26 protein-coding genes are annotated in these 25,291 nt (G+C 65.2%); 18 read left to right on the top strand and 8 right to left on the bottom strand.

Translation table 11 applies throughout. The annotated features are described in order from the left end of the window. Positions 1 to 104 precede the first annotated feature (104 nt). The 5 genes from norR to ubiT all read left to right on the top strand — a co-directional run bounded on the left by norR (position 105) and on the right by ubiT (position 4,505). Entirely contained in the window at positions 105 to 1,631 is a 1,527-nt protein-coding gene (gene norR, locus CW305_RS04610; RefSeq protein ID WP_104097220.1) for a nitric oxide reductase transcriptional regulator NorR, read from the top strand. A 73-nt stretch (positions 1,632 to 1,704) separates the two neighbouring features. After that, positions 1,705 to 1,914, top strand: coding sequence for a hypothetical protein (locus CW305_RS04615; RefSeq protein ID WP_003299695.1), 210 nt, complete (start codon positions 1,705 to 1,707; stop codon positions 1,912 to 1,914). 202 nt (positions 1,915 to 2,116) lie between these two features. Continuing rightward, complete coding sequence (ubiU, locus tag CW305_RS04620) at positions 2,117 to 3,112, top strand: ubiquinone anaerobic biosynthesis protein UbiU (protein WP_104097221.1); 996 nt, start codon at positions 2,117 to 2,119, stop codon at positions 3,110 to 3,112. A 14-nt stretch (positions 3,113 to 3,126) separates the two neighbouring features. Then, entirely contained in the window at positions 3,127 to 4,017 is an 891-nt protein-coding gene (locus CW305_RS04625; protein WP_003299692.1) for a U32 family peptidase, read from the top strand. After that, positions 4,011 to 4,505 (top strand): ubiquinone anaerobic biosynthesis accessory factor UbiT, encoded by a 495-nt coding sequence (gene ubiT, locus CW305_RS04630; RefSeq protein ID WP_003279700.1) that lies wholly within the window; start codon positions 4,011 to 4,013, stop codon positions 4,503 to 4,505. The genes CW305_RS04625 and ubiT overlap by 7 nt, the downstream gene beginning before the upstream one ends. 232 nt (positions 4,506 to 4,737) lie before the next feature. Here ubiT and CW305_RS04635 read toward each other — a convergent pair whose 3' ends face one another. Beyond that, on the bottom strand, positions 4,738 to 5,124 hold the full coding sequence (locus CW305_RS04635; RefSeq protein WP_003299688.1) for a putative zinc-binding protein: 387 nt from the start codon (positions 5,122 to 5,124) through the stop codon (positions 4,738 to 4,740). A gap of 99 nt (positions 5,125 to 5,223) precedes the next feature. Next, positions 5,224 to 5,901, bottom strand: coding sequence for a Crp/Fnr family transcriptional regulator (locus CW305_RS04640; RefSeq protein ID WP_003299686.1), 678 nt, complete (start codon positions 5,899 to 5,901; stop codon positions 5,224 to 5,226). Positions 5,902 to 6,131: 230 nt separating this feature from the next. On the opposite strand from CW305_RS04640, the gene CW305_RS04645 reads away from it, so the two are divergent. The 3 genes from CW305_RS04645 to CW305_RS04655 all read left to right on the top strand — a co-directional run bounded on the left by CW305_RS04645 (position 6,132) and on the right by CW305_RS04655 (position 9,072). Then, complete coding sequence (locus CW305_RS04645; protein ID WP_104097222.1) at positions 6,132 to 8,150, top strand: ribonucleoside triphosphate reductase; 2,019 nt, start codon at positions 6,132 to 6,134, stop codon at positions 8,148 to 8,150. A 74-nt stretch (positions 8,151 to 8,224) separates the two neighbouring features. After that, positions 8,225 to 8,380 carry an anaerobic ribonucleoside-triphosphate reductase gene (gene nrdD / locus CW305_RS04650; RefSeq protein WP_003279708.1) on the top strand — a complete coding sequence of 52 codons (156 nt, stop codon included), beginning with the start codon at positions 8,225 to 8,227 and terminating at the stop codon, positions 8,378 to 8,380. Next, a complete protein-coding gene (locus tag CW305_RS04655; protein ID WP_104097223.1) occupies positions 8,377 to 9,072 on the top strand; it encodes an anaerobic ribonucleoside-triphosphate reductase activating protein in 696 nt (231 codons plus the stop codon). The genes nrdD and CW305_RS04655 overlap by 4 nt, the downstream gene beginning before the upstream one ends. 46 nt (positions 9,073 to 9,118) lie before the next feature. Here CW305_RS04655 and CW305_RS04660 read toward each other — a convergent pair whose 3' ends face one another. The 4 genes from CW305_RS04660 to CW305_RS04675 are packed head-to-tail and all read right to left on the bottom strand — an operon-like array spanning position 9,119 to position 12,243. Beyond that, positions 9,119 to 10,495, bottom strand: a complete 1,377-nt coding sequence (locus CW305_RS04660) for a 4Fe-4S binding protein (RefSeq protein WP_104097224.1) — start codon at positions 10,493 to 10,495, stop codon at positions 9,119 to 9,121. Next, positions 10,492 to 11,349, bottom strand: a complete 858-nt coding sequence (locus CW305_RS04665; protein ID WP_104097225.1) for an FTR1 family iron permease — start codon at positions 11,347 to 11,349, stop codon at positions 10,492 to 10,494. Before CW305_RS04665 ends, CW305_RS04660 begins: the two co-directional genes overlap by 4 nt. A 22-nt stretch (positions 11,350 to 11,371) precedes the next feature. Then, a complete protein-coding gene (locus CW305_RS04670) occupies positions 11,372 to 11,710 on the bottom strand; it encodes a cupredoxin domain-containing protein (RefSeq protein ID WP_003299677.1) in 339 nt (112 codons plus the stop codon). After that, positions 11,710 to 12,243 (bottom strand): iron transporter, encoded by a 534-nt coding sequence (locus tag CW305_RS04675; RefSeq protein ID WP_042926189.1) that lies wholly within the window; start codon positions 12,241 to 12,243, stop codon positions 11,710 to 11,712. The genes CW305_RS04670 and CW305_RS04675 overlap by 1 nt, the downstream gene beginning before the upstream one ends. A 272-nt stretch (positions 12,244 to 12,515) precedes the next feature. On the opposite strand from CW305_RS04675, the gene mdtD reads away from it, so the two are divergent. The 4 genes from mdtD (at position 12,516) to CW305_RS04695 (ending at position 17,325) form a co-directional block, all read left to right on the top strand. Next, positions 12,516 to 13,943: a multidrug transporter subunit MdtD gene (gene mdtD, locus CW305_RS04680; protein WP_104097226.1), complete on the top strand. Its 1,428-nt coding sequence runs from the start codon at positions 12,516 to 12,518 to the stop codon at positions 13,941 to 13,943. A gap of 232 nt (positions 13,944 to 14,175) precedes the next feature. Next, positions 14,176 to 14,436 (top strand): hypothetical protein, encoded by a 261-nt coding sequence (locus CW305_RS04685; RefSeq protein WP_003299674.1) that lies wholly within the window; start codon positions 14,176 to 14,178, stop codon positions 14,434 to 14,436. A 106-nt stretch (positions 14,437 to 14,542) separates the two neighbouring features. After that, positions 14,543 to 16,369: a phosphogluconate dehydratase gene (gene edd, locus CW305_RS04690; protein ID WP_104097227.1), complete on the top strand. Its 1,827-nt coding sequence runs from the start codon at positions 14,543 to 14,545 to the stop codon at positions 16,367 to 16,369. Continuing rightward, complete coding sequence (locus CW305_RS04695; protein ID WP_104097228.1) at positions 16,366 to 17,325, top strand: glucokinase; 960 nt, start codon at positions 16,366 to 16,368, stop codon at positions 17,323 to 17,325. Before edd ends, CW305_RS04695 begins: the two co-directional genes overlap by 4 nt. 75 nt (positions 17,326 to 17,400) lie before the next feature. Here the strand turns inward: CW305_RS04695 and CW305_RS04700 are convergent, their stop codons facing one another. Continuing rightward, the gene (locus tag CW305_RS04700) at positions 17,401 to 18,270 is read right to left on the bottom strand and encodes a MurR/RpiR family transcriptional regulator (RefSeq protein ID WP_101274836.1); all 870 of its coding nucleotides are present in this window, start codon (positions 18,268 to 18,270) and stop codon (positions 17,401 to 17,403) included. Between the two features lie 171 nt (positions 18,271 to 18,441). Here CW305_RS04700 and zwf point away from each other — a divergent pair, with 171 nt between their 5' ends. From zwf to sugE, 6 genes are all read left to right on the top strand, one after another. Next, positions 18,442 to 19,911, top strand: coding sequence for a glucose-6-phosphate dehydrogenase (zwf, locus tag CW305_RS04705; RefSeq protein ID WP_104097229.1), 1,470 nt, complete (start codon positions 18,442 to 18,444; stop codon positions 19,909 to 19,911). Beyond that, the gene (gene pgl, locus CW305_RS04710; protein ID WP_023446746.1) at positions 19,898 to 20,611 is read left to right on the top strand and encodes a 6-phosphogluconolactonase; all 714 of its coding nucleotides are present in this window, start codon (positions 19,898 to 19,900) and stop codon (positions 20,609 to 20,611) included. The genes zwf and pgl overlap by 14 nt, the downstream gene beginning before the upstream one ends. Before the next feature lie 18 nt (positions 20,612 to 20,629). Further along, complete coding sequence (locus tag CW305_RS04715) at positions 20,630 to 21,367, top strand: bifunctional 4-hydroxy-2-oxoglutarate aldolase/2-dehydro-3-deoxy-phosphogluconate aldolase (RefSeq protein WP_104097230.1); 738 nt, start codon at positions 20,630 to 20,632, stop codon at positions 21,365 to 21,367. A 70-nt stretch (positions 21,368 to 21,437) separates the two neighbouring features. Next, complete coding sequence (locus tag CW305_RS04720; protein ID WP_104097231.1) at positions 21,438 to 23,066, top strand: NADP-dependent glyceraldehyde-3-phosphate dehydrogenase; 1,629 nt, start codon at positions 21,438 to 21,440, stop codon at positions 23,064 to 23,066. A gap of 11 nt (positions 23,067 to 23,077) precedes the next feature. Beyond that, entirely contained in the window at positions 23,078 to 23,941 is an 864-nt protein-coding gene (locus CW305_RS04725; protein WP_104097232.1) for an aldo/keto reductase, read from the top strand. Between the two features lie 367 nt (positions 23,942 to 24,308). Next, positions 24,309 to 24,629: a quaternary ammonium compound efflux SMR transporter SugE gene (gene sugE, locus CW305_RS04730; RefSeq protein ID WP_014820923.1), complete on the top strand. Its 321-nt coding sequence runs from the start codon at positions 24,309 to 24,311 to the stop codon at positions 24,627 to 24,629. A gap of 37 nt (positions 24,630 to 24,666) precedes the next feature. Here sugE and CW305_RS04735 read toward each other — a convergent pair whose 3' ends face one another. Beyond that, positions 24,667 to 25,233 carry a hypothetical protein gene (locus tag CW305_RS04735; RefSeq protein WP_104097233.1) on the bottom strand — a complete coding sequence of 189 codons (567 nt, stop codon included), beginning with the start codon at positions 25,231 to 25,233 and terminating at the stop codon, positions 24,667 to 24,669. Between the last annotated feature and the right edge of the window lie 58 nt (positions 25,234 to 25,291).

Here is a 25,291-nt window from a genome sequence, read left to right on the forward strand (position 1 = left end):
CGTGCCAGGCACCGACACCGCGGAAACTGGCGACTGCGACACGCTGCTGGTGGAAATTACCCGAAGCGGTTATGGTTCGAAAAACCATGAGGGTATCCAGCACCATGATGGCTGACGCACTGCTTGCCGACCTGACCACCGAATTGCCCAACGCGGTGCGCCTGCAACGTCTGGTGCACACCCTGCACCAGCACTTTCGCTGCGGTGCCGTCGTGCTGCTGCGCCTCGACGAGGACAGCCTGCGCCCGCTGGCGGCGGTAGGGCTGGTGCAGGAGGCGCTGGGCCGGCGCTTCGTCGTGGCGCAGCATCCGCGTTTAGCGGCGATCCTCTCCCAGCGCGAGCCGACCTGGTTCGAGCCCGACAGCCGCCTGCCGGACCCCTATGACGGTTTGCTCGACGAGCACATCGGCGAGCCGTTGCCGGTGCATGACTGCATGGGCGTCAGCCTCTACGTCGAAGGCAAGCTGTGGGGTGCGCTGACACTGGATGCGTTGCATGCCGGCACCTTTGGCGATGATGCCCGCTGCGACCTGCAGCGCTACACGCTGGTGATCGAGGCCGCGGTGCGGGTTACCCGGCTGGAGCATGAGAATCGCGGTCTGCGCCTGGCGCGTAGCGATGTGATGGAAGCCGCACTCGATCATGGTGATGGCGAAATTCTCGGTCAGAGCGATGTGATCCGCGAACTGCTGCGCGAATTGCAGGTGGTGGCCGATTCCGAATTGCCAGTGCTGCTGCTGGGCGAGACCGGTGTCGGCAAGGAGCTGTTCGCGCGCTGGCTGCATCGGCATTCGCGGCGGCGCAACAAGCCGCTGGTGCACGTCAATTGCGCGGCACTGCCGGAATCCCTGGCCGAGAGCGAACTCTTCGGCCATGTCAAAGGCGCGTTCTCCGGTGCCACCACCGATCGGCCCGGTCGTTTCGACGCTGCCAATGGCGGCACGCTGCTGCTCGACGAGGTTGGCGAGCTGCCGCTGACGGTGCAGGCCAAGCTGCTGCGCACCTTGCAGAATGGCGAGATCCAGCGCCTCGGTGCGGACAAGCCGCGCCAGGTCGATGTGCGCATCATCGCCGCGACCAACCGCAACCTGCGCGAAAGCGTGCGTGACGGGCATTTCCGCGCCGATCTCTATCACCGGCTGTCGGTCTATCCGGCGCCGATTCCACCCTTGCGCGAGCGTGGCAACGACGTGCTGATCCTCGCCGGGCACTTCCTCGAACTCAATCGCGCGCGGCTGGGGCTGCGCAGCATGCGACTGTCGCCGGCCGCCGAGCGCGCTCTGCTGGCCTATTCCTGGCCGGGCAACGTGCGCGAGCTGGAGCATGTGGTCAGCCGCGCGGCGCTGCGCCTGCTCAGCCGTGGCGCGTCGCGCAGCGAGATCCTGACGCTGGAGCCCGATCTGCTGGATCTGGACAGCCATGCCGTCGGTGTGGTCGCGGCGCAGGTGGCCGATGAGCCGGTAGTCGCCGACGAGGTGCTGCCGCTGCGCTACACCGTCGATGCTGCCCAGCGCCAGGCCATCGTCCGGGCGTTGGAGGCCAGCGGCGAGAGCTGGGCGCAGGCCGCCCGCCTGCTGGATGTCGACCCGAGCAACCTGCACAAACTGGCGCGACGGCTAAAGCTCAAGTAGCGCCCGTCGGCCAGCGAGAGTCGCAGACGACCAGCCATGGTCTAACCTCACATCACCACGCGAGGAGAGCTCCATGGCACTGGACCAGAACGAATTCGAAGCGCTGTTGAGCGAGGCGCAGGCCTTCGCCGAGCGCGCCGCCAGCGAAAACAATCCGCTGCACTATCGCGACGCCTTCGCTGCGAGCCTGAAGGCCATACGCCTGCTTGGTGAGGAGTCCGGCGCGTGGCGGCAGATGGTCGCCCGTGCCACCGAGGAATTCGAGGGCGACGAGGGCATTTGAGGCAATTGCTCGCCAGCCATGGCACGGCTGGCGCGCACCTTCCGCTGCATTTCGTCGCAGTCGCGACGTCCGAGCAAACTTGACCCCTATCAATGCTGGCCAATGGTCAGCTGCCTAGACTGCCGGCTGTTTTCCGTTCAGCCGAACGACCGCCACGCCATCGGTGCGTGGCGCGCATGTACCCGAATGTCTAGGAGTTGTCATGCACCTGGTCTGCCCGGCAGGAAGCCTGCCCGCGCTCAAGGCCGCCGTCCAGCAGGGCGCCGATGCCATCTATGTCGGATTTCGCGACGACACCAACGCCCGCCATTTCGCCGGCCTCAATCTCGATGAAAAGCAGCTCGACAAGGGTCTGCAGCTGATCCGCGAGAAGGGCCGGCAGCTGTATATTGCCGTCAACACCTATGCCCAGCCGGACGGCTGGAATCGCTGGCAGCGCGCCGTGGATCAGGCCGCCGACATGGGCGTGGATGCGCTGATCGCGGCCGACCCCGGCGTGCTCGGCTATGCCAGCAAGCGCCATCCCAAACTCAATCTGCATCTGTCGGTGCAGGGGTCGGCTACCAGTGCCGCCGCGCTGGGCTTCTATCAGCAGCGCTACGGAATCAGCCGCGCTGTGCTGCCGCGGGTGCTTTCGCTCAAGCAGGTCAAGCAGGTCGCGGCGAGCAGTCCGGTGCCGATCGAAGTGTTCGCCTTTGGCAGCCTGTGCATCATGGCCGAGGGTCGTTGCCATCTGTCTTCGTACCTTACCGGCGAATCACCCAATCTCTGTGGCGTCTGCTCGCCGGCCAAGGCGGTGCGCTGGAGCGAGGAGCCGGAAGGGCTGACCTCGCGCCTCAACAATGTGCTGATCGACCGCTACGCCGAAGGCGAATCGGCTGGTTACCCGACGCTGTGCAAAGGTCGCTTCATGGTCAATGGCCAGCGCTTCCACGCGCTGGAAGAACCCACCAGCCTGAACACCCTGGATCTGATCCCCGAGCTGTCCGCCATCGGCGTCACCGCGATGAAGATCGAGGGCCGCCAGCGCAGCCCGGCCTATGTCGAGCAGGTCACTCGGGTCTGGCGCGCGGCGCTGGACAGCTATCTCAAGGCGCCGCAGCGCTACGTGGTCGAACCCGGCTGGCGGCAGGTGCTGGATGGCCTCTCCGAAGGCTCTCAAACCACCCTGGGTGCCTACCACCGGGCCTGGCAATGAACGAGGAGTCACCCATGAAACTTTCTCTGGGCCCGGTGCTGTTCTACTGGGATCGCCAGCAGACGCTGGACTTCTACGCCAACATGGCCAGCCAGCCGCTGGATGTTATCTACCTCGGCGAAACCGTTTGCTCCAAGCGCCGCGCGCTGATGCTCGATGACTGGCTTGGTCTGGCCCGTGATCTGGCTGAGGCCTCCTCGGCGCAACTGGTCTTGTCCGGCCTGACCCTGGTCGAAGCCGCTTCCGAGCTATCAAGCCTGCGTCGCCTGTGCGACAACGGCGAGCTGCTGGTGGAAGCCAACGACATGGGCGCGGTGCAGCTGATGTCCGAGCGCAAGCTGCCCTTCGTTGGCGGCCCGGCGCTGAATCTCTACAACGGCCACGCCCTGGCCGAGCTGGTGGCCAGCGGCATGACCCGCTGGGTGCCGCCGGTGGAAGCCTCCGGCAAGCTGATCAAGAGTGCCCGCGCGCAACTGCAGGAGCTGGGCGTGGCGCTGCCGGAAATCGAGATATTCGCCTACGGTCATCTGCCGCTCGCCTATTCGGCGCGCTGCTTCACCGCCCGTGCCGAGAACCGGCCGAAGGACGACTGCCAGTTCTGCTGCCAGAACTATCCCGAGGGCATTCCGCTGCTGAGCCAGGAGGGTGAGGCGCTGTTCACCATCAACGGTATCCAGACCATGTCCGCAGCGGTCAGCAACCTGCTCGCCGACTACGCGGGCCTGGTCGACAGCGGTGCCGATCTGCTGCGCCTGAGCCCGCGTGCTGCCGGTATGGACGAGGTGATCGCTGCCTTCGATGCGGTGCGCAAGGGCGCGCTGCCGCCGCTGGCGGTGGACGGTTGCAATGGGTATTGGCATGGCCAGCCGGGCATGCTACGCGCCGAGGAGGCCGGATTATGCTGAATCCACGTGCCCATCTGGTGAATCTCGGCGGGCGGCTGTTGCCGCTTGCGGCCAAGACGCCATTCCTGCTCCAGCGCCTGGCGCTGGAGCGCAGCCTCAATCAGGTATTCGCCGAAGCACTGAGCGACGGCGCCTTCGATGTGCTTGACGGCCACTGGATGAAGCTCGAAGTCGCCGACCTCGGCCTTGCCTGGTGCCTGACCTGCGAGCGCGAGCAGCTGCGCATTGCGGCGCAGGCACCGGTGGAGGTGACCATTCGCGGCAACTGGCGCGAATTCCTGCTGTTGGCCAGCCGTCAGGAAGACCCGGACACGCTGTTCTTCCGCCGCCGGCTGGTTATCGAGGGTGATACCGAGCTGGGCCTGGCGATCAAGAATCTGATCGACAGTCTCGACCCCGACACGCTGCCGAGCTGGCTGTGGAAACTGCTGCAGGGTGCCGGTGAGGAGGTAGCGGCGGCCGGCCGGGCACAGGCGGCCAGAGCCTGACCGATTGTTCCGCCCGCAGCCGTCGCAAACTGCCTGCGCCCGCAAGGCTCAGGCTGGCGGACCGCCCCGACGATTCGCTGTAGCAGCGAGCCTGCTTTGGATAGCGTCCGGAGGCGGGCCGAGGTATTGGCACCGACCCCGGCGCGGCGCAACAGTGCGGGGGACGGCAGGGCGCGCTACCCGCTGGAACGAACTGTTCTGCGATTCCAGCGACACGCTCAGTCCGTGGGTTTCAGGCCGTGCGCAGCTGCATCCGGTCACTAGCGATAATGTCTTTCATGTCATCGAACAGCGCGCTGATCTCCTCCTCGCTGCAGTCTTCCCGATAACGCTTGCGCAAGCCGTAGCTGCTGAGGGTGATGTGCACGTCGGGTGTCACGCCGTGCTGCGCGAGGCAGGCTCGGGCGCAATGCATCGGGCAGCCGTCGATGGCGAGAATGGGGCGGCCGGAGTTGGCTTTCTTCACCAGCGCTGCAACGCGCCCGCCGACGCCGGCGATGCAGGACATTTCCGCCAGCCCGGCGCGATCGAGGCGCACCGCCAGGGTGTTGGCCAGCTGCGCGACATTCGAGCAACCGGAGCATGAATAGACCAGGGGCGCAGGCGTTGTGGTGATCATCGCGTTTTCCTGACGGTGGCGTGACGCGGGTCATTTTCCAAGGCGCGCCGTCGACTGGCTTTGACAGCAATCAAGATCACTGGGGCGTTCTGCCGCAGGTCACTCGTCATAGGCGGCGAGCTTGCGGTTGTCGAGAATCTCGATGCGTCGCCGCTGGACCGATATGGTCCCGGCGTCGATCAGCCGATGCAGGATGCGCGAGAAGGTTTCCGGCTGAATGCCCAGTTTCGACGCGATCAAGCGTTTCGGCACATCGAGCACCACCACGCCGCTGTCGTCCTGCTGCGATTGCGCGAGAAAGCGCACCACTCGATGGCTGGCGTTGGCCAGGGTGAGGGTGTCGATCTCGGTCATACGCTGGTGCAGCCGAATGCTCAGGGTGGCGAGGATGTCCAGGCAGATATCCGGGTGCTGCTCGAGAATGCGCCGGTAATGCGGCCCGTTCAGGCTCGCCACCAGGCTGGCCTTTAGCGCGGTGGCGCTGACCGGATAGCTCGGCGTGCCCTTGAACAACAGCGCTTCGGCGAACGATTCACCGGCACGCATCACTTCCACCAGCTTCTCTTGCCCGTCGCAGACTACGCGGTGCAGCTTGATCTGGCCGCTGAAGAGGAAATAGAAGCGGTCGGCCTTATCGCCCTGATGAAACAGCGAGGCCCCCGCAGGCAGGCGCTTCAGGTTGGCAGAGGTGCACACCTCCTGTAACGCCGCCTCGGGCAGTCGGCTGAACAGATGGTGGCGGCGCAATTCCGCGACCAGGGTTTTTTCAGTGAGCATGTGTCCTCCCCCGGACTGAACCGGGTTTATCAGCCTGCATCCTAGGAGCCCGGTGTCCGCCGCTTCCTTGATCACGGACAAGAGTGTCGGCCATGAGCCGTCGGCGCCGTCCGGCGATCACTTGCCCGTGCTTGACGATGATCAATTCGGTAATGAGGTTCCACCTCTAAAGTCACGCCATATTGTGTTTTCGGTGAATAAATTCACTACATATGGTTATGGAGGCGTTGATGCCCAGGCAGGCAGAGGTGGCGAAACCGGTTTCACTGCGCAAGCGCGATGGCCGACTGGCGGCGTTCGAAGTGGACAAGATCGAGCGCGCCATCGCGGCGGCAGGCGCGGCGACCGGCGAGTTCGAGGTGGCAATGGCGCAGGCATTGGCCGAGGCCGTTCGTCAGCAACTGGCCCATCGCACGGCGGTGGAGGTAGAGCAGGTGCAGGACGGCGTCGAGCGTGCCCTGATGGCAGCCGGCTACTTCGATACCGCCCGGGCCTACATCGTCTACCGCGAACGCCATGCGCGTCTGCGCCGAGATCGCAAGGTGGTGGTCGACGTCGCCGCCTCGATGAACGAATACCTCTCCCGCGAAGACTGGCGGGTGCGCGCCAACGCCAACCAGGGCTACTCACTCGGCGGGCTGATCCTCAATGTGTCTGGCAAGGTCACCGCCAACTACTGGCTGGACGAGGTCTACAGCCCGGAGATCGGCACGGCGCATCGCGAAGGCGATCTGCATATCCATGACCTGGACATGCTCGCCGGCTATTGCGCTGGCTGGTCACTGCGGACCCTGCTCAATGAGGGCTTCAACGGGATTCCGGGGCGGGTTGAGGCCGGCCCGCCCAAGCATCTGTCCAGCGCGCTGGGGCAGATGGTCAATTTTCTCGGCACGCTGCAGAACGAGTGGGCCGGCGCGCAGGCGTTCAGCAGCTTCGATACCTACCTCGCACCGTTCGTGCGCAAGGACAACCTTGGCTTCGCCGAAATCCGCCAGGCCATTCAGGAGTTCATCTACAACCTCAACGTGCCGTCGCGCTGGGGCACGCAGACCCCGTTCACCAACCTGACCTTCGACTGGGTCTGCCCGGAAGACCTGCGCGAACAGATCCCCTACATCGGCGGCGAGGAGATGCCCTTCGCCTACGGTGAGCTGCAGGCCGAGATGGAGCTGATCAACCGTGCCTATATAGAAGTGATGCAGGCCGGTGACGGCCTCGGCCGGGTTTTCACCTTCCCGATCCCGACCTACAACATCACCCACGATTTTCCCTGGGACAGCGAGAACGCCGAGCGCCTGTTCGAGATGACCGCGCGCTACGGGCTGCCGTACTTCCAGAACTTCCTCAATTCGGACATGCAGCCGAACCAGGTGCGTTCGATGTGCTGCCGCCTGCAGTTGGACGTGCGCGAGCTGCTCAAGCGCGGTGGTGGGCTGTTCGGCTCTGCCGAGCAGACCGGTTCGCTGGGCGTGGTGACGGTGAACTGTGCACGCCTGGGCTATCTCTTGCGCGGTGACAAGGCGGCGCTGCTCGAGCAGCTGGATGCGCTGCTGGACATGGCGCGGCAGAGTCTGGAGGTCAAGCGCAAGGTCATCCAGCACCATATGGATGCCGGGCTCTACCCCTACACCAAGCGTTATCTGGGCACACTGCGCAATCACTTCTCCACCATCGGGGTGAACGGTCTGCACGAGATGGTGCGCAATTTCACCGACGACACCGAGGGGCTGCAGACCGCTGCCGGTCGCGCGCTGGCGATCGAGGTGCTCGACCACGTGCGGGCGCGGCTGGTGCAGTTCCAGGAAGACACCGGGCACCTCTACAACCTTGAGGCGACGCCGGCCGAAGGCACCACCTATCGTTTCGCCAAGGAAGACCGCAAGCGCTTCCCCGACATCCTCCAGGCGGGTTCGGCCGAGGCGCCGTACTACACCAACTCCTCGCAACTGCCGGTCGGCTTCACCGACGACCCCTTCGAGGCCCTGGAGCTGCAGGACGAGCTGCAGTGCAAGTACACCGGCGGCACTGTGCTGCACCTGTACATGGCCGAGCAGATTTCCTCGGCCGAGGCCTGCAAGAAGCTGGTACGCAATGCGTTGTCGCGCTACCGCCTGCCGTACCTGACGGTAACGCCCACCTTCTCGATCTGCCCGGTGCACGGTTATCTCGCTGGCGAGCACGAGTTCTGCCCGAAGTGCGATGAGGCGCTGCTGCACAAGCAGCAAGCCGAAGCGGCCGTGGCGGTCTGAGCTGCGATCCCGTGTCACGCCGCTCCAAGAGGTGCGGCGCCGCATAATCAACCCTAAGCAAAAGGAGCGTCACCATGAACCCAGCCAGCCAACTGCCCCAGGACCAGCGCCAACGTTGCGAAGTCTGGACCCGCGTGATGGGCTATCACCGCCCGGTTACCGCATTCAATCCGGGCAAGCAGTCCGAGCATCGCGAGCGCCTGCATTTCACTGAAGCAGCGGCGCGGTGACCGCAGCACTTCGCGTCGGGGGGCTGGTCCCCCTGACCACGCTGGATTTCCCAGACCATCTGGCCTGCGTGCTGTTCTGCCAGGGTTGCGGCTGGCGCTGCCGCTACTGCCACAACCCGCAGCTGATCCCCGCCTGCGGCAGTGAGGAAAAGCCCTGGCCGGAGATTCTCGCCTTTCTCGAACAGCGCGTCGGCCTGCTCGAGGCGGTGGTGTTCAGCGGTGGCGAGCCGACCCTGCAGACCGCGCTGCCCGAGGCCATCGCCCAGGTGCGGGCGCTGGGCTACAAGGTCGGCCTGCACAGCGCCGGCATCAAGCCGAAGCTGTTCGCCAACATCCTGCCGCTGGTGGATTGGGTCGGTTTCGACATCAAGGCGCTACCCGAGCACAGCAGCGCGATCACCGGCGTGGATGGCAGCGGCAAGGCCAACTGGAAGAGTCTCGAACACCTGCTGGAAAGCGGCGTCGAGCATGAGTGCCGGACCACCGTGCACTGGCAACTGTTCGACGCCAACATGCTGTGGGACATGGCTCAGCGCCTGCGCCGGCTGGGTGTCGAACGCTTCGCCGTGCAGTGCGTGCGCACCGCGCGCATGCTCGACGACAGCCTCGCCGAGAGCCGCGCACCCTACGATCAGCAGCGCCTGTGGGAACGGCTGGACCAGCTGTTCCCTTCGTTCGTTTTGCGAGGTTAGGTGTATGTGGGCCGCAGCGGGCGGCCCACTCAATGCCTCATCGACCTCAGCTCCAGCCCCAGAACTGTAGCCACCAGCCATAGCCCACCAGCGCGCAACCGGCGTTGACGCAGGCGAACGCCACTAGCCGGCGCAGGCCGTTGCCGCCGTGACGGCTGATCACGTTCCAGGCCAGGTACAGACTCCACGCCACGGCGCCGATCAGCAGCGCGGCGCGAGCCGGTTGCGCCCAGGCCAGCAGGAAGCCCTCGTAGCGCAGCAGCTTGACCGTGGTGGCGGACAGGCCGAGAAACAGCCCGGCGCCACCCAGCGGCACCAGTGCCAATGCGAGGTGCTGGAACACATTGTCGCCACGGCGCATCACCCGCACGGCCGCACGCAGCAGCAGCCACAGCGCGCCGCCAACGAGCAACGAGGCACCGAAGATGTAGGTGAGGATCACGGCGCCATCGAGCCAGGTGAAGGCATCGTTGGCCTGCGGATAATGGGTCAGCAGCCACCAGGGCGCGTTGGCTTCCAGCGGCCAGAAGATGTCGCGATCTACCAGCCATTCCGCCGCGGCCTGCTTGAGGGTGATGAACCAGGGACTGACCGTCCACTGGAAGGCGCCCATGGCCAGACCGATCACGCCGAACAGCAACAGGGTGCTGTCCCAGTGATCGCTTTGCTGCTGACCGCCGACGATGAGGATTTCAGAATTGGGCGAACGGGCGCTCAGCTGCACTGCACCGCGCTGGCTGCTGCAGCGGCCACAGGCATGGCAATCGGCATTGCCCTGCATGCGACGGATGTCAATCAGCGGGGCGCAGTTGGGTGTCGGCAGGTGCGGTTCGCGATTTTCCAGCCAGCGCTGTTCGTCGACCTTGTAGTGCACCGGCGCCAAGCGGGCGAGCAGGGCGAACACGCCGCTGACGGGGCACAGATGGCGGCACCAGACCCGCTTGCCGCGGCCGTAGAGAAAGCCCACCAGCATCGCCGCGACGGTGGAGCCGCCGAGGATCAGCAGTGCCGCCTGGGCATAGTCATAGACGCTGATCAGCTGGCCGTAGACAGTGGTGAGGATAAAGGCGATGGTCGGCCAGCCGCTCCAGCGTACCCAGCGCGGGGTGCGTTTGTTCAGCCCGCGCCAGCTGATCCACTCGCTGAGCGAGCCTTCGGGGCAGAGCACGCCGCACCACAGGCGGCCGAAGAAGATCATCGACAGCAGCACGAAGGGCCACCACAGGCCCCAGAAGATGAACTGCGCCAGTACCGTCAGGTTGTCGAGCATGCCGGCTTGGGCCGGCGGCAGATCAAGAAAGGCGGGGATCACCAGCAGCGTCAGGTAGAACCCCACCACCAGCCATTGCAGCGTGCGAATGGCTTTCGCATGCTGGCGCAGCAGGTCACCGAGTCGCGCCAGCCACGGCGCCTGGGTGATCATGCTGGCCTCGCAGCGAGCTGCACCTGTGCCCGCGGTTTGAGCCATGCCCACGCGGCGAGCCAGTAAAGGCCCAGAACTACCGCGGCGGCCAGCGAAGGCATGGCGCGATAGCCGGTGAGGCCGGCCAGGGTGCCGCCGAGCGCGCCGCCATCATCCAGCAGGGCCGAGGTATCCCAGAGCGGATCGCCGAACACCGTGTACAGCACTTCCGGTACGTCCATACCCATCAGCTGGCCGCTGAAGCGATCCAGCGCGGCCATCAGCAATGCGCCGCCGAGCAGCAGCAACATCACTTCGCTGACCTGGAAAAAACGCCGCCAGCTGAAGTAGCGGCTGCCGGCCTGCAGGGCTGCATAGCTGAGTAGGGCGAGGACGAAACCGAGTACACCGCCGATGACGAAGCGGGTGAGGTCCATACCCGCCTGCTGGTTACCGATGCCGTAGAGGAACACCACCGTCTCGCTGCCTTCGCGACCGACGGCGAGCATGGCCAGCAGCAACAGGCCGATGCCGCTGCCCTGGCTGAGCTTTTCCGCGGCGCTGTTCTGCAGGCTGCTCTTCAGCGTGCGGCCATGCTGATGCATCCAGCCGACCATGTGCAGAATCAGCAGGCTGGCTACCAGCAGCATCGCGCACTGGAACCATTCGCCACCGCTGCCCGCCAGCCAGTCGCCGGCCTGCAGTACGCCCCAGCCCAGCGCAGCGGCCAGACCGAGGCCGGCAGCGACACCGGCCCAGAGCATGCGCAGCGCATTGGCCGCGCCTGGTTGCTGGCGCAGCCAGGCATGCAGGATGCCGATGACCAGCAGGGCCTCGACGCTTTCGCGCCAGACGATGAACATGGATTGGCCCATGGGACTCTCCTCAGAAAAGCAACTACTTGGCGACGATCTCGCCTTCGGGAAGATCCATATGGAATTCGTCGAAGAATGGATAGCGGCCCGGCTTCAGCGGGTGGATCACGACGAAGGAGGTCACCCCGGGGGACAGCACCTTCTCGACGCGTAGCGGGGTGCTCTCGAACTCGGTCGGCCCGCTGCCGGCGTTGTGCACGATGATCTTGAAGCGCTGGCGGGCAGGGACTTCGATGGTCGCTGGCTCGAAGTGGCCGTCACGTATGGTCAGCTCGTACGTCGGCAGCGCGGCCTGCGCCGGGCTCGCGAGCCCGACCAGTAGCGGCAGCACGCCGAGCAGCGATTGCCCGGCGCGACGCATCAGTAGCCCCCTTTCTTGCCGATGCCGGCGTAGGTGAATTCGTACGTCAGCTCGCAGCCTTCGAACCAGGGGGCGACGCCGGTTTCCTTGTCGGTGTGGCGACCGAACATGGCGTGCCCCGAGCCTGGCGGCAGGATCTTGTAGGTCAACTGGTACTTGCCTGGGCCGAGCAGCTTGACGTTGTCACCGTAGTGCGGGCCGTCGTTTGCCACCATCGGATGGAAATCGCCTTCGACGACTTCGTCGGAACCCTTCTTGCGCAGCGTGTAGTGGATGCTCAGGTATGGCACGAAGCTGCCTTCCTGCCAGCCGTTGCGGTTGTCTTCGGTGGCGCTGATATCGGCTTCGAGATGTACGTCGGACTCGGCCGCGGCACGCATCATGCCCGGTGGGTCCATTTCGACCGGCTGCAGATACACCGCGCCGACCTCCATGCCGCCGCACTGCTGCGGTTCGCCGATGGGGTATTCCTTCGCCTGGGCGAGCGGGGTGAGCAGCAGGGTGGTGATGGCCAGTGTGGCGGGGATGCGCATTGGGAATTCTCCGGAAACAGAAAAGGACGGAGCGAAGATTGCACTTGCGCTTCCGAATGATAATGATTCGCGTCAATTTCCCAAGAAATATTTTGTTACCAGTGCCTGAATGCAAAGCTGTATGCCGCTGCAGACGGCTGTTTGCGGGCGCTGCAGGCTAACTGCGACAGGTCGTCACAGTGGCACTTGGTGTGGGTGTGCAGGGTGCAGCGACCCGAACCGGCGCCGAACGAATCCTCTAAGATGGTGCACCTTTCGTATCCGGGGACTTCATGCAACCGCCCGTCTCACTCGACGCCCGTACCGCGCGGATTTTGCCGTGGCTGGTGGCCATCGCCTTCTTCATGCAGACGCTGGACGGCACCATTCTCAATACCGCGCTGCCCGCCATGGCGCGCGATCTGGCGGAAAACCCGCTGCGTATGCAGGGCGTTGTGATCGCCTACATGCTCACGGTGGCGTTGCTGATTCCGGCATCCGGCTGGATTGCTGACCGCTTCGGTAGCCGGCGGATCTTCGTGACCGCCATCGTGCTGTTTTCCGTGGGCTCGCTGTTGTGCGCGTTGTCTACCAGCTTCAACCAGCTGGTGGCTTCCCGCGTGCTGCAGGCGCTGGGCGGAGCGCTGATGCTGCCGGTGGGGCGGCTGGTGGTGCTGCGGGCATTTCCGCGCAGCGACTTCGTGCGGATCATGGCCTTTATCGCGCTGCCAGGACTGGTCGGCCCGTTGCTCGGGCCAACCCTGGGTGGCTGGTTGGTGGAGTACGCCTCCTGGCACTGGATATTCCTGATCAATCTGCCGGTGGGCGTGATTGGCTGCATCGCCGCGCTGCGCTTCATGCCCGATCTCAAAGGGCCCGAGCGGGTGCGCTTCGATACCCTCGGCTTCCTGCTGTTCGGCGCAGCGATGGTGCTGGTCACCATCGCGCTGGAGGGGCTCGGCCAGATGCACATGTCGCATGCCCGCGTGATGCTGCTGCTGTTCGGCGGCGCAGCGTGCATGGCGGCCTACTGGCTGCGCGCCGGGCGCATCGATGCGCCGCTGTTCAGCCCCAAGCTGTTCCATACGCGCAGCTTTGCGGTGGGCATCTTCGGCAACCTGTTTGCCCGGCTGGGTGGTGGCGCGCTGCCGTTCCTGTTGCCATTGCTGCTGCAGGTGGCGCTTGGCTATTCGCCGGCACAGGCCGGGATGAGCATGATTCCGCTGGCCTTGGGTGCGATGGCAGTGAAATCGATGGCCAAGCCGATTATCGACCGTCTCGGTTATCGCCGCCTGCTGATCGGCAACACCCTGTTGCTTGGCGGCCTTATCGCCAGCCTGGCGACGATCGATACGCAAACGCCGACCTGGCTACTGCTGGTGCATCTGGGTCTGATCGGCATGGTCAACTCGATGCAGTTCACCGCGATGAACACCGTCACCCTGGTCGGTCTTAGTCATGCCGACGCCAGTAGCGGCAACAGCCTGCTGTCGGTGGTGGTGCAGCTATCAATGAGCCTTGGCGTCGCCACCGCCGGTGCGCTGCTGGGAGGCTTCACCGTGGACGACGCGCAGGGCAGCGAGGTGCTGCGGGCATTTCAGCTGACGTTTCTCTGCGTCGGCGGTATGGCGATGCTCGCTGCCGCATTGTTCCTGCAGCTGGAACATCGCGACCCTGGCCATGACGACGATGTGCGGCGACCGGTGGACGTCGGCGAGTAATCCTCTGTCGACCTGTAAGGAATCACGATAGGTGGTCGCAGTGTCGCTGCGTCATGCTGGCACATCGCCGGGCGGCCTGCGTGGTCTATAGCCGTCCTTCACTAGCAGATGGCGGCAATGACCTGCTGCAAATGTTTACCTGTGCAAGTAAACATTATCGACCTGTCGTCATAAGCTACATATCGTTGAGCCTCTGGAAGCGGCATTGCGCCGCAAGCAAAGGAGCGAAACGATGAGTGCAATGAGCCTCGCCTGGCTGCTGATCGGCACCTCGCTGTGCGGCGTGATGGTGCTACTGGTACTGCTCTGGCTGCTATGGATGGGCCGGCAGAGCCAATGCCGAGAACTGGAAGTGCTGCGCGAACTGCTGGATGGCCTTGGTCAGGTGATCGTGCGCCTGGAGCAGGACAAGGCTGAGTTGACTTCCGGGCTGCGGGCGGAAAAGGCGCAAGCCGCCCAGCTACGTCGTCAGCTAGAACTGCTACGTCGTTGAGGGTGGTGATTTTGTTGTTTTAACAAACATATTTCTTCGAAATCGTCCCGCTCGTCGTTATGATGCCGCCTGATTTTTTATAAAAACTACAAATCAGGAGGTTTTCATGCATCCCGTAGTGGTCGAAGTCACCCAGCGCCTGATCGAGCGTAGCCGGCCTACGCGCGAAGCCTATCTCGCCATGGTTCGCGGCGCTGCCAGTGCCGGGCCTGCTCGCAACGGCGCGCAATGCGCGAACTTCGCCCATGGCGTTGCCGGTTGCGGCGCGCAGGACAAGCAGCGCCTGCGGCTGCCGGATGCGGCCAACATCGCCATCGTCACGGCCTACAACGACATGCTCTCGGCGCATCAGCCCTATGAGGACTACCCTGAGCTCCTGCGCCAGGCGCTGCGCGATATCGGCTCGGTGGGGCAGGTGGCCGGCGGTGTGCCGGCGATGTGTGACGGTGTCACCCAGGGCGAGCCGGGCATGGAGCTGGCCATTGCCAGTCGCGAGGTGATCGCCATGAGCACCGCGGTGGCGCTGTCGCACAACCTGTTCGATGGGGCGCTGCTGCTCGGCATCTGCGACAAGATCGTTCCCGGACTGCTGATCGGTGCGCTGCGCTTCGGGCATCTGCCCGCTGTGTTCGTGCCGGCCGGGCCGATGCCGTCCGGCCTGGCCAACAAGGACAAGGCCGCGGTGCGCCAGCGCTATGCCGAAGGCAAGGCAGGTCGCGATGAGCTGCTGGCGGCGGAAATGCAGGCCTATCACAGCCCTGGCACCTGTACCTTCTACGGCACCGCCAACACCAACCAGATGCTGATGGAGGTCATGGGCCTGCACTTGCCGGGCTCTTCCTTCGTCAACCCGGGCACGCCATTGCGCGATGCGCTGACCGCCGAGGCCGCGCGGCAGGTCACTCGACTGACGCCACAGGGCGGCAGCTTCACGCCGCTCGGTGAGCTCGTCGACGAGCGCGTATTGATCAACGCCATCGTCGCGCTGCATGCCACCGGCGGCTCGACCAATCACACCCTGCACATGCCGGCCATCGCCCAGGCGGCGGGCATCCAGCTGACCTGGCAGGACATGGCCGACCTTTCCGCAGTGGTGCCGACGCTGGCGCGGGTCTATCCCAATGGTTCAGCCGACATCAATCACTTCCATGCCGCGGGCGGCGTCGCGCTGCTGGTGCGCGAGCTGCTCGCGGCCGGCCTGCTGCACGAGGATGTGCATACCGTGATGGGGCGCGGCCTCAATCGCTACACCCAGGAGCCCTTCCTCGAAGACGGTCGGCTGACTTGGCGTGAAGGCGCTGCGGCGAGCCTGGACGAAAGCATCCTGCGGCCGGTCGCGCGGCCGTTTTCGGCCGAAGGCGGGCTGCGGGTGATGAGCGGCAATCTCGGTCGTGGTGTGATGAAGGTGTCCGCCGTGGCGCCCGAGCATCGGGTCGTGGAAGCGCCGGCGCGGGTCTTTGCCGATCAGCTGGAGCTGGTCGAGGCGTTCAAGGCGGGCGAGCTGGAGCGCGACGTCGTTGCAGTGGTGCGCTTCCAGGGGCCGCGCGCCAACGGCATGCCCGAGCTGCACAAGCTGACGCCCTATCTCGGTCTATTGCAGGACCGCGGTTTCAAGGTCGCGCTGGTCACCGACGGGCGCATGTCCGGTGCGTCGGGCAAGGTGCCGGCGGCGATTCATGTGTGCCCGGAGGCAATCGATGGCGGCCCGCTGGCGCGCGTGCGCGACGGCGATCTGCTGCGCGTGGATGGGCAGAGCGGGGTGCTTGAGGTGCTGGTCGATGCCGTCGAGCTGGCCGATCGATCGCCGGCTGCTGCGCCGCCTGTGGGTGTGCAGGGCTGCGGGCGCGAGCTGTTCGGCTTTATGCGCTCGGCGTTCAGCTCCGCCGAGCAGGGCGCCAGCGTGTTCACTGCGGGGCTGGAGACGCTGCGATGAGGCTGGCGCTGGTCGGAGATATAGGCGGCACCAATGCGCGTTTCGCGCTGTGGCGCGGCTCGCAGTTGGAGGCGGTGCAAGTGCTGGCTGCGGCGGACTTCGAAACCCCGGAGCAGGCAGTCGAACATTACCTGTCAACGCTCGGCCTGGCGCCGGGCAGCATTCGCGCCATGTGCCTGGCCTGTGCCGGACCGGTCAAGGGCGAGCAGTTCACGTTCACCAACAATCACTGGCGGCTGACGCGGCGCGACTTCTGCGGTGCCCTGCAGCTGGACGAGCTGCTGCTGATCAATGACTTCGCCGCGATGGCGCTGGGCATGACGCGGGTAAGCGAGACGGGGCGGCGCATGATCTGTGCTGGCGAGGCCGAGCCCGATGCGCCGGCGCTGGTTATCGGGCCGGGCACCGGGCTTGGCGTCGCCGCGTTGCTGCCCTTGGGTGGTGGCAGCTGGCGCGCGCTGCCGGGGGAGGGCGGACACGTCGATCTGCCCGTGGCGGATGCGCACGAGGCGGCGCTGTGGCAGATGCTGTTCGCCCAGCTTGGCCATGTGCGCGCGGAAGACGTGCTCAGTGGCGGTGGCCTGTTGCTGCTCTATCGTGCGGTCTGTGCCCTGGCCGGTTTGATGCCGCGACTGGCGTCGCCGGCTGAGGTCACGGCGGCTGCGCTCGCTGGTGATCATGTCGCGGTGGCGACCCTGGAGCAGTTCTGCGTGTGGCTCGGGCGGGTCGCCGGCAACAACGTGCTCACGCTCGGCGCGCGCGGTGGGGTGTATATCGTCGGTGGTGTGGTGCCGCGTTTCGCCGATTTCTTCGCGGCCAGTGGTTTCGCCCGCGGCTTCGCCAGCAAGGGTTCCATGAGCGGCTATCTCGGCGATGTGCCGGTGTGGCTGGTCACCGCTGACTATCCGGGGCTGGAGGGCGCCGGGGTGGCGCTGGAGCAGGCGCTGGCGTGCTGACGTGGCGGTATTGGGCGTGGTGATGGCGGGATGTTGTTATAGCAACATCCCGTGTCTTGTGCGGACTTGGTTGCTTTAGCCCGGCTCTTCATCCGCCGGGTAGCGGCTGGCATTGAGGCTTTCCTTCACCTTGCGCAGATGCGGCTGGAAATCCACTCCGCGGCGCAGGGTCATGCCGGTGGCGAGCACGTCGAGTACGGTGAGCTGGATGATGCGTGAGGTCATCGGCATGTAGATGTCGGTGTCCTCGGGCAGCGGAATGTTCAGGCTCAGCGTGCTGGCCTGCGCCAGTGGCGAGCCGGCGGCAGTCAGGCCGAGTACCGAGGCGCCGTTCTGCCGCGCGATACGTGCCACCTCTACCAATTCGCGGGTGCGCCCGGTGTAGGAAATGATCACGAACAGCTCGCCGGTATGCGCCACCGAGGCCAGCATGCGCTGCATCAGCACGTCCGAATGCGCGGTTACTGCCAGGTTGAAGCGGAAGAACTTGTGCTGCGCATCCAGTGCCACCGAGGCTGAGGCGCCGAGGCCGAAGAAGTGGATCTGCCGGGCCTGGATCATCAGGTCGACGGCTCGGCTGACCAGCTGCGGATCGAGGCTCTGGCAGGCGCTGTCCAGCGAGGCGATGGCCGAGCCGAAGATCTTGCGCGTGTATTCCGCCGGGCCGTCGTCGGGCTCCACCGCCTGACTGACGTAGGCGGCGCCGCTGGCCAGGCTCTGCGCCAGCTGCATCTTCAGTTCCGGGTAGCCGCTGACGCCGAACGAGCGACAGAAGCGATTCACTGTCGGTTCGCTGACCTGCGCGGTCTGCGCCAGGGTGGCGATGCTGAAGCGGGTCGCCTGCTGCGGATTGCGCAGGATCACCTCGGCGACCTTGCGCTCGGCCTTGTTGAGGTCTTCGATGCGGCGCTGGATCTGCTCGAGCAGGTTGTGTACGCGGTCCATGTCGGTCCTGATGCGGCTTGCCAAAGGGGTGGCCTATGCTACTGAGCGAGATGCGGAGCGACCATAGGAATCTTGTTTTGCAGTAAATGTTGTTTTTATTACTACATTGAACTTGAATAACAGGGCATCGCCGTGTATTCATAGTGCAGTTTTAGTAGAAGAACAAACATCATGACGCCACTATCTGTCGAACCCTGCACCCTGGCGCTGTTCGGCGCCCTCGGTGATCTGGCCCTGCGCAAGCTGTTTCCCGCGCTCTATCAGCTCGATCGCGCCGGTCTGCTGCCAACCGAAACGCGCCTGCTCGCTCTGGCTCGCGAGAGCGGCGAGGCGGCAAGCCATCTGGCGTTGATCGAAGAACATCTGCGCCGCCACGTCGGCGAACGCGACCTCGATGAAGCCGTGCTGCAGCGCTTCATGGCGCGCCTGGACTACCTGAGCATGGATTTCCGCCGCGCCGAGGATTTTGCCGCGCTGGCGGACAAGGCCGGCAACGCGGATAGCATCGTCGCCTTCTTTGCGACGCCGGCATCTGTCTACGGTGCGATCTGCGCCGGGCTGGCCGAGGCGGGCCTGGCCGAGCGCACCCGCGTAGTGCTGGAAAAGCCCATCGGCCACGACCTGGAGTCGTCCCGCGAAGTGAACGACGCGGTGGCGCGCTTCTTCCCGGAAGACCGCACCTATCGCATCGACCATTACCTGGGCAAGGACACGGTGCAGAACCTGATCGCCCTGCGTTTCGCCAACAGCCTGTTCGAGACGCAGTGGAACCAGAATCACATCTCCCACGTGGAGATCACCGTTGCCGAAACCGTCGGCATCGAAGGCCGCTGGGGCTACTTCGACCAGGCCGGCCAGCTGCGCGACATGATCCAGAACCACCTGCTGCAGCTGCTCTGCCTGATCGCCATGGACCCGCCCAGCGACCTCTCGGCCGACAGCATCCGCGACGAGAAGGTCAAGGTGCTCAAGGCGCTGGCGCCGATTGCGCCAGAACATCTTGGCCAGCAGCTGGTGCGCGGCCAGTACGTCGCCGGCAGCATCCTTGGCCGCCACGTGCCGGGCTATCTGGAGGAAGAAAACTCCAACACCCAGAGCGACACCGAAACCTTCGTCGCGCTGCGGGCGGAAATCTGCAATTGGCGCTGGGCCGGCGTGCCGTTCTACCTGCGTACCGGTAAGCGCATGCCGCAGAAGCTGTCGCAGATCGTTATCCACTTCAAGGCGCCGCCGCACTACATCTTTGCCCCGGAACAGCGCCAGCTTATCGGCAACAAGCTGATCATCCGCCTGCAGCCGCAGGAGGGCATCTCGCTGCTGGTGATGACCAAGGACCAGGGCCTGGACAAGGGCATGCAGCTGCGCAGCGGCCCGTTGCAGCTGAATTTCTCGGAAACCTACAAGAGCCCGCGCATCCCCGATGCCTACGAGCGACTGTTGCTCGAAGTGATGAAGGGCAACCAGAACCTCTTCGTGCGCAAGGACGAAATCGAATACGCCTGGAAGTGGTGCGACCAGCTGATCGACGGCTGGCAGCGCGTCGGCGCCCCACCCAAACCTTACGCAGCAGGCAGCTGGGGACCGGCTGCTTCGATTGCCCTGATCAGCCGTGATGGCAGGAGTTGGTATGACGATCTCTAATCTCGATCTGCCGGTGCAGACCCTGGGTTTCAGCCTTGGTGACGCCGAGCAGCTGGCCGGCGAACTGGCGCTGACCGTGAGCAACGCTCTGCGCGGCGCGATTGCCGAGCGTGGCGCGGCGACGCTGGTGGTTTCCGGCGGCCGCAGCCCGATCGCCTTCTTCGAGCGCCTCGCGCAGCAGGAACTGGATTGGGCCAAGGTCACCGTCAGCCTCGCCGACGAGCGCTGGGTGCCGGTCAGCCATCCCGACAGCAATGAAGGCCTGCTGCGTCGCCACCTGCTGCAGGGGCCGGCCGCCGCGGCGCGCCTGGTCGGCCTCTACCAGAGCGCGACAAGCCTCGAGCAGGCCGCTGATCGTGCCGATGCCGTATTGGCTGAACTGCCGCCAATCGACGTGCTGGTGCTGGGCATGGGTGAAGACGGCCACACCGCCTCGCTGTTCCCCGACAGCCCGAATCTGCAGCAGGCGCTCGACCCGCGTGGCACGCGGCGTTGCCTGCCGATGCAGGCGCCGACCGTGCCGCGCCAGCGCCTGAGCATGACCCTGGCGTTGCTGGCCAGCGCGCGGCTGACGCTGCTCGCCCTGCATGGTCGCGGCAAACTGGCCACGCTCAATCAGGCCCTGGCTGGCGAGCCCTACGAAGCGATGCCGATCCGCGCCTTCCTCGCCCGTCCCCTCGAAATCTACTGGTGCCCCTGAGGCCGCAAGGAATTATCCATGACATCTATCCAAACCAGCGTTGACGCCATGAACGACAAGATCGCCCTGATCGACAAGTGGTGCAGCGCTGCGCGCATCCTGCCGGTGATCACCATCGAGCGTGAGGCGGACATCCTGCCGCTGGCCGATGCTCTGGCCGCCGGTGGCCTGCGCGTGCTCGAGATCACCCTGCGTTCGGCGCTGGGCCTGGGCGCCATTCGCCTGCTGCGCGAGCAGCGCCCGGAGCTGATCGTCGGCGCCGGCACCGTGCTCGACGCCAACATGCTGGAGCAGGCCGAGGCCGCCGGTGCACAGTTCATCGTCTCGCCCGGCAGCACGCCGGCGCTGCTCGAGGCCGCGTTGCAAGGGCCGCTGCCGCTGCTGCCGGGCGTCGCCAGCGCCTCGGAAATCATGCTCGGCTACGCCATTGGCTATCGCCGCTTCAAGCTGTTCCCCGCCGAGATCTGCGGCGGCGTGGCAGCGCTCAAGGCGCTGGGCGGGCCGTTCGGTGACATCCGCTTCTGCCCGACCGGTGGCGTCAATGCGCGCAATGCGCGGGATTACCTGAGTCTGGCCAATGTGATGTGTGTCGGCGGTACCTGGATGGTCGACTCCAAGGCCGTGCGTGCCGGCGATTGGGCCGCCATCGAAAGCGCCACGCGCCAGGCCCTGCAGGCGCTGGACAGCGCGTCGGCAGCCGAACTGCCGCGCGACTTCGACCTGCGCGCCGAGCGTGCCGAGCAGCGCGAGCTGTAATCGTCCCATCCCCTCGCGGCGGGCGAAGGCCCGCCGCATCTTCCCCATCTTCTCGCTACCTGGAGGTTGCATGAGCAACGCGCGCCCGCTTTCCGAGCTTTTCCCCCGTCTGGATGAGATTCCCGAGGCCTATCGTCCGGATGCACCGGTTACGCAGCGCGATTATCTGGTCGATGGCGAGCTGATGAACTGGGACGGTCCTTTGGCCGAGGTACGCAGCCCGGTGTTCCTGCGCGAGGCGGACGGTAGCGAGCGCCAGGTAGTTCTTGGCAGTACGCCGCTGCTGGATGCCGACGCCGCGCTGCGTGCGCTGGACGCCGCTGTCGCCGCCTATGACTACGGTCGCGGTGCCTGGCCGACCATGCGCGTGGCCGAGCGCATCGCCCATGTCGAGAGCTTTCTGGCGCGCATGCGGGAACAGCGCGAGGCAGTGGTCAAGCTGCTGATGTGGGAGATCGGCAAGAACCTCAAGGATTCCGAAAAGGAGTTCGATCGCACCTGCGACTACATCGTCGACACCATTCATGCGCTGAAGGAGCTGGACCGCAGCTCCAGCCGCTTCGAGCTGGAGCAGGGCACGCTCGGCCAGATCCGCCGCGTGCCGATGGGCGTGGCGCTGTGCATGGGCCCGTACAACTACCCGCTGAACGAAACCTTCACCACGCTGATCCCGGCGCTGATCATGGGCAACACGGTGGTGTTCAAGCCGGCCAAGTTCGGCGTGCTGCTGGTACATCCGCTGCTCGAAGCCTTCCGCGACAGCTTCCCGGCCGGGGTCATCAACGTCATCTACGGTCGCGGCCGCGAGACGGTCAGCGCACTGATGGCCAGCGGCAAGATCGACGTGTTCGCCTTTATCGGCACGCACAAGGGCGCCGCCGACCTGAAGAAACTGCACCCGCGCCCGCACCGCCTGCGCGCCGCGCTGGGGCTGGATGCGAAGAACCCGGGCATCGTCCTGCCGCAGGTCGATCTGGACAATGCCGTGGAGGAGGCCGTGACCGGCGCGCTGTCGTTCAACGGCCAGCGTTGCACGGCATTGAAGATCCTCTTCGTGCATGAGGCGGTGCTCGATGGCTTTCTCGAACGCTTCGCCGCTCGCGTCAACGCGCTCAAGCCGGGCATGCCCTGGGAGCCAGGCGTCGCGCTGACGCCGCTGCCCGAGCCGGGCAAGACCGATTACCTGCATGCCGTGCTCGAAGACGCCGTGGCCAAGGGCGCGCGAGTGGTCAATGCCGGCGGCGGCGAGTCGCACCAGACCTTCTTTCATCCGGCGGTGCTGAGCCCGGTTGATTCGTCCATGCGTGTCTATCACGAAGAGCAGTTCGGCCCGCTGGTGCCCGTAGTGCCGTACCGCGACCTGCAGGAAGTAATCGACTATGTGACTGCCTCCGACTACGGCCAGCAGCTGTCGATCTTCGGCAACGATCCGGCGCAGGTCGGCGAGCTGGTCGATGCCTTCGTCAACCAGGTCGGTCGCATCAACATCAATGCCCAGTGCCAGCGCGGGCCGGATAGCTATCCGTTCAACGGCCGCAAGAATTCGGCCGAGGGAACGCTGTCGGTACACGATGCGCTGCGGGTGTTCTCCATCCGCACCCTTGTGGCGACCCGCTTCAACGAGGCCAACAAGCAACTGGTCGACCAGATCATTCGTGACCGCCAGTCGAGCTTCCTGACCACCGATTACATCTTCTGACGGAGCTTTTCATGGCCTCGCCCGTGCTCGACCAACCGCTGTTGCTGGGCATGATGCGCCTGCTGGAATACCCCGAGCTGGGTGAGCCCCAGGCATTGCTGGGCTTTATCGAGCGCTGCGTCGAGCGTGGGCTGAACGGTTTCGACCACGCCGACATCTATGCCGGCGGGCAATGCGAGGCGCACTTCGGTGCGGCCTTGCGCCTGGCACCGGGGCTGCGCCAGCGCCTGCAGATCATCGGCAAGGCCGATATCGTGCCGGCCGGGCAGGAATGCTCGCGCTGGCGGGTCAAGCACTACGACACCAGTGCTCGCTATCTGCGCCAGGCGGTGGACGGCAGCCTGACGCGGCTGGGTGTCGAGCGGCTCGACGGCTTTCTGCTGCATCGCCCGGACCCGCTGCTGCAGGTCGACGAGGTGGCCGACACGCTGAACGAGCTGATCGCCAGCGGCAAGGTCGGCTGGGTCGGGCTCTCCAACGCCGGGGTGTTGCATTGCCAGGCATTGGCGCAACGCGTGCCGCTGCGCTGCAACCAGATCGAACTCTCGTTGCAGGCCCAGCAAGGGGTATGGGACGGCGGTTTGCATGCCTTGCAGGCCGCGGGTCTGCAAGTGCTGGCCTGGTCGCCGATGGCCGGTGGGCGTTTCGGCGAGCGACTGCGCAGTGCGCTCGAAGAAGTCGCCGCGGATCGGGGCGCAACGGCCAATCAGGTGGCGCTGGCCTGGCTTCGGGAATTGCCCGGCCGCCCGTTGCCGATCCTCGGCAGCCTGCGCTGGGAACGGATCGAGGAGGCGCTGCACGGCGCTGAATTAGAGCTGGACCGTCCCGCCTGGTTCTACCTGAGCGAAGCGGCCCGCGGGCATGAGGTGGCGTAGGCAGGGGCTCATCTGTCCGCTATCCAAGGTGGAAAATGCTTCGCAGTTTTCCACCCTACGGGGTGGTTCGTAGGGTGGATGACGCTTCACCCATCCACCGCGTGGCATTCGCGATGGGACCGCATCGGCTACATCTTTGATGACCATACCCACGCTCCGGCGCGGACACGGGAGCTGCTGATGGTTCCACGCTGGAGCATGGGACCAACATCGATCTCCGTTCAGCAATCAGTAAACCTGCGATCGACGGGCGCTGCGAGTGGTCCAAAACAGTGCGCCGCTGTGCTAGGGTCGCGTCCGCCGCGGGACGACCCGCTGGCATGTCGACTCGTGCGGGGACGACCCTGCAGTTGATGGAGTCATCGTCATGCATTCGGCCTGGATCATGCTGATCGTAGCCGGCCTTCTGGAAGTGGGTTGGGCCATTGGCCTCAAGGCTTCCGAAGGCTTCACCCGCCCGCTACCCAGCGTGCTCACCATAGCGGCCATGGCTGGCAGCTTTTTCCTGCTCGCGCGTGCCATGCAGGTTCTGCCGGTGGGTACCGCCTACGGCATCTGGGTCGGTATCGGCGCATTGGGTACCGTGCTGCTGGGCATTCTCATCTTCGGCGAAAGCGCCTCGCCCGCGCGGCTGGTGAGCGTGCTGCTGTTGCTGGCTGGGCTGGTTGGTCTGAAGCTGAGCGCCTGAGGAGTCTCTGCGGCGCTCACTGCCGAACGTGTGCCCGTCAGTCCTGCAGCTTCAGATGCGATATATCCGGCACCACGGCGGTGGTGTCGCGCGGCTTTTCGCCCATGTCGCTGCCCACCGGGGCAAGGCTGAACTGAGAAAGATCCACGCGCGGCGCCTCTGGCTCGGGCCGGGCGTCCTGCAGGTCGACGCCGACCGGCGCAATACCGAAGTCCGGTGCCTCGACGTCGGCGAAGGCTGCCATGTATTCGTCACGCGGCGTCACCTTGAGTGTGGCCGGAGCGTCGCTCGTTTTTCCTGCGCTGCTCTCGGTGCTGGCCGCGCTGGTCGCCGTCGATGCCGGAGGCGGCGCCAGTTCGATTTCCTCCACATCGACGGGCAGCGGTTTGAGTTCTACCTGCGCGCCGGCACGCTCCATCGCCTGGCGATATTTTTCGGCCGCGGCGAAGTCCAGATTCTGCTTGATCACGATGCGCCGGCCGGAGAACAGCAGCGCGATACGCTGGGCGTCGGCCTGGAACAGCTTGGTCAGGTTGGCCTCGACCTGCTCGAGCTTGGCGCCCGGGAGCAGTTGGCCGGAAAAGGCGATCTCGTAGAGACTCATGGTGCGGTTCCTTTTGTAACCGATGCCAGTGATCGTGGAGGCGGCGGGGCGCCTCGGG

Source organism: Stutzerimonas kunmingensis, assembly GCF_002929225.1.
Lineage (GTDB): Bacteria > Pseudomonadota > Gammaproteobacteria > Pseudomonadales > Pseudomonadaceae > Stutzerimonas.

Bases quoted from the DNA above. Each gene is read 5' to 3' on its own strand.
- zwf (WP_104097229.1), top strand. From the start codon at position 18,442: ATGACGCCACTATCTGTCGAACCCTGCACCCTGGCGCTGTTCGGCGCC.
- nrdD (WP_003279708.1), top strand. From the start codon at position 8,225: ATGAACCCAGCCAGCCAACTGCCCCAGGACCAGCGCCAACGTTGCGAA.
- sugE (WP_014820923.1), top strand. From the start codon at position 24,309: ATGCATTCGGCCTGGATCATGCTGATCGTAGCCGGCCTTCTGGAAGTG.
- CW305_RS04700 (WP_101274836.1), bottom strand. From the start codon at position 18,270: ATGGACCGCGTACACAACCTGCTCGAGCAGATCCAGCGCCGCATCGAA.
- CW305_RS04665 (WP_104097225.1), bottom strand. From the start codon at position 11,349: ATGGGCCAATCCATGTTCATCGTCTGGCGCGAAAGCGTCGAGGCCCTG.
- CW305_RS04635 (WP_003299688.1), bottom strand. From the start codon at position 5,124: ATGATCACCACAACGCCTGCGCCCCTGGTCTATTCATGCTCCGGTTGC.
- ubiU (WP_104097221.1), top strand. From the start codon at position 2,117: ATGCACCTGGTCTGCCCGGCAGGAAGCCTGCCCGCGCTCAAGGCCGCC.
- CW305_RS04725 (WP_104097232.1), top strand. From the start codon at position 23,078: ATGGCCTCGCCCGTGCTCGACCAACCGCTGTTGCTGGGCATGATGCGC.
- CW305_RS04640 (WP_003299686.1), bottom strand. From the start codon at position 5,901: ATGCTCACTGAAAAAACCCTGGTCGCGGAATTGCGCCGCCACCATCTG.
- CW305_RS04670 (WP_003299677.1), bottom strand. From the start codon at position 11,710: ATGCGTCGCGCCGGGCAATCGCTGCTCGGCGTGCTGCCGCTACTGGTC.
- norR (WP_104097220.1), top strand. From the start codon at position 105: ATGATGGCTGACGCACTGCTTGCCGACCTGACCACCGAATTGCCCAAC.
- CW305_RS04715 (WP_104097230.1), top strand. From the start codon at position 20,630: ATGACATCTATCCAAACCAGCGTTGACGCCATGAACGACAAGATCGCC.
- CW305_RS04625 (WP_003299692.1), top strand. From the start codon at position 3,127: ATGAAACTTTCTCTGGGCCCGGTGCTGTTCTACTGGGATCGCCAGCAG.
- CW305_RS04675 (WP_042926189.1), bottom strand. From the start codon at position 12,243: ATGCGCATCCCCGCCACACTGGCCATCACCACCCTGCTGCTCACCCCG.
- CW305_RS04685 (WP_003299674.1), top strand. From the start codon at position 14,176: ATGAGTGCAATGAGCCTCGCCTGGCTGCTGATCGGCACCTCGCTGTGC.
- pgl (WP_023446746.1), top strand. From the start codon at position 19,898: ATGACGATCTCTAATCTCGATCTGCCGGTGCAGACCCTGGGTTTCAGC.
- CW305_RS04695 (WP_104097228.1), top strand. From the start codon at position 16,366: ATGAGGCTGGCGCTGGTCGGAGATATAGGCGGCACCAATGCGCGTTTC.
- CW305_RS04660 (WP_104097224.1), bottom strand. From the start codon at position 10,495: ATGATCACCCAGGCGCCGTGGCTGGCGCGACTCGGTGACCTGCTGCGC.
- CW305_RS04615 (WP_003299695.1), top strand. From the start codon at position 1,705: ATGGCACTGGACCAGAACGAATTCGAAGCGCTGTTGAGCGAGGCGCAG.
- CW305_RS04735 (WP_104097233.1), bottom strand. From the start codon at position 25,233: ATGAGTCTCTACGAGATCGCCTTTTCCGGCCAACTGCTCCCGGGCGCC.
- mdtD (WP_104097226.1), top strand. From the start codon at position 12,516: ATGCAACCGCCCGTCTCACTCGACGCCCGTACCGCGCGGATTTTGCCG.
- edd (WP_104097227.1), top strand. From the start codon at position 14,543: ATGCATCCCGTAGTGGTCGAAGTCACCCAGCGCCTGATCGAGCGTAGC.
- CW305_RS04720 (WP_104097231.1), top strand. From the start codon at position 21,438: ATGAGCAACGCGCGCCCGCTTTCCGAGCTTTTCCCCCGTCTGGATGAG.
- CW305_RS04645 (WP_104097222.1), top strand. From the start codon at position 6,132: ATGCCCAGGCAGGCAGAGGTGGCGAAACCGGTTTCACTGCGCAAGCGC.
- ubiT (WP_003279700.1), top strand. From the start codon at position 4,011: ATGCTGAATCCACGTGCCCATCTGGTGAATCTCGGCGGGCGGCTGTTG.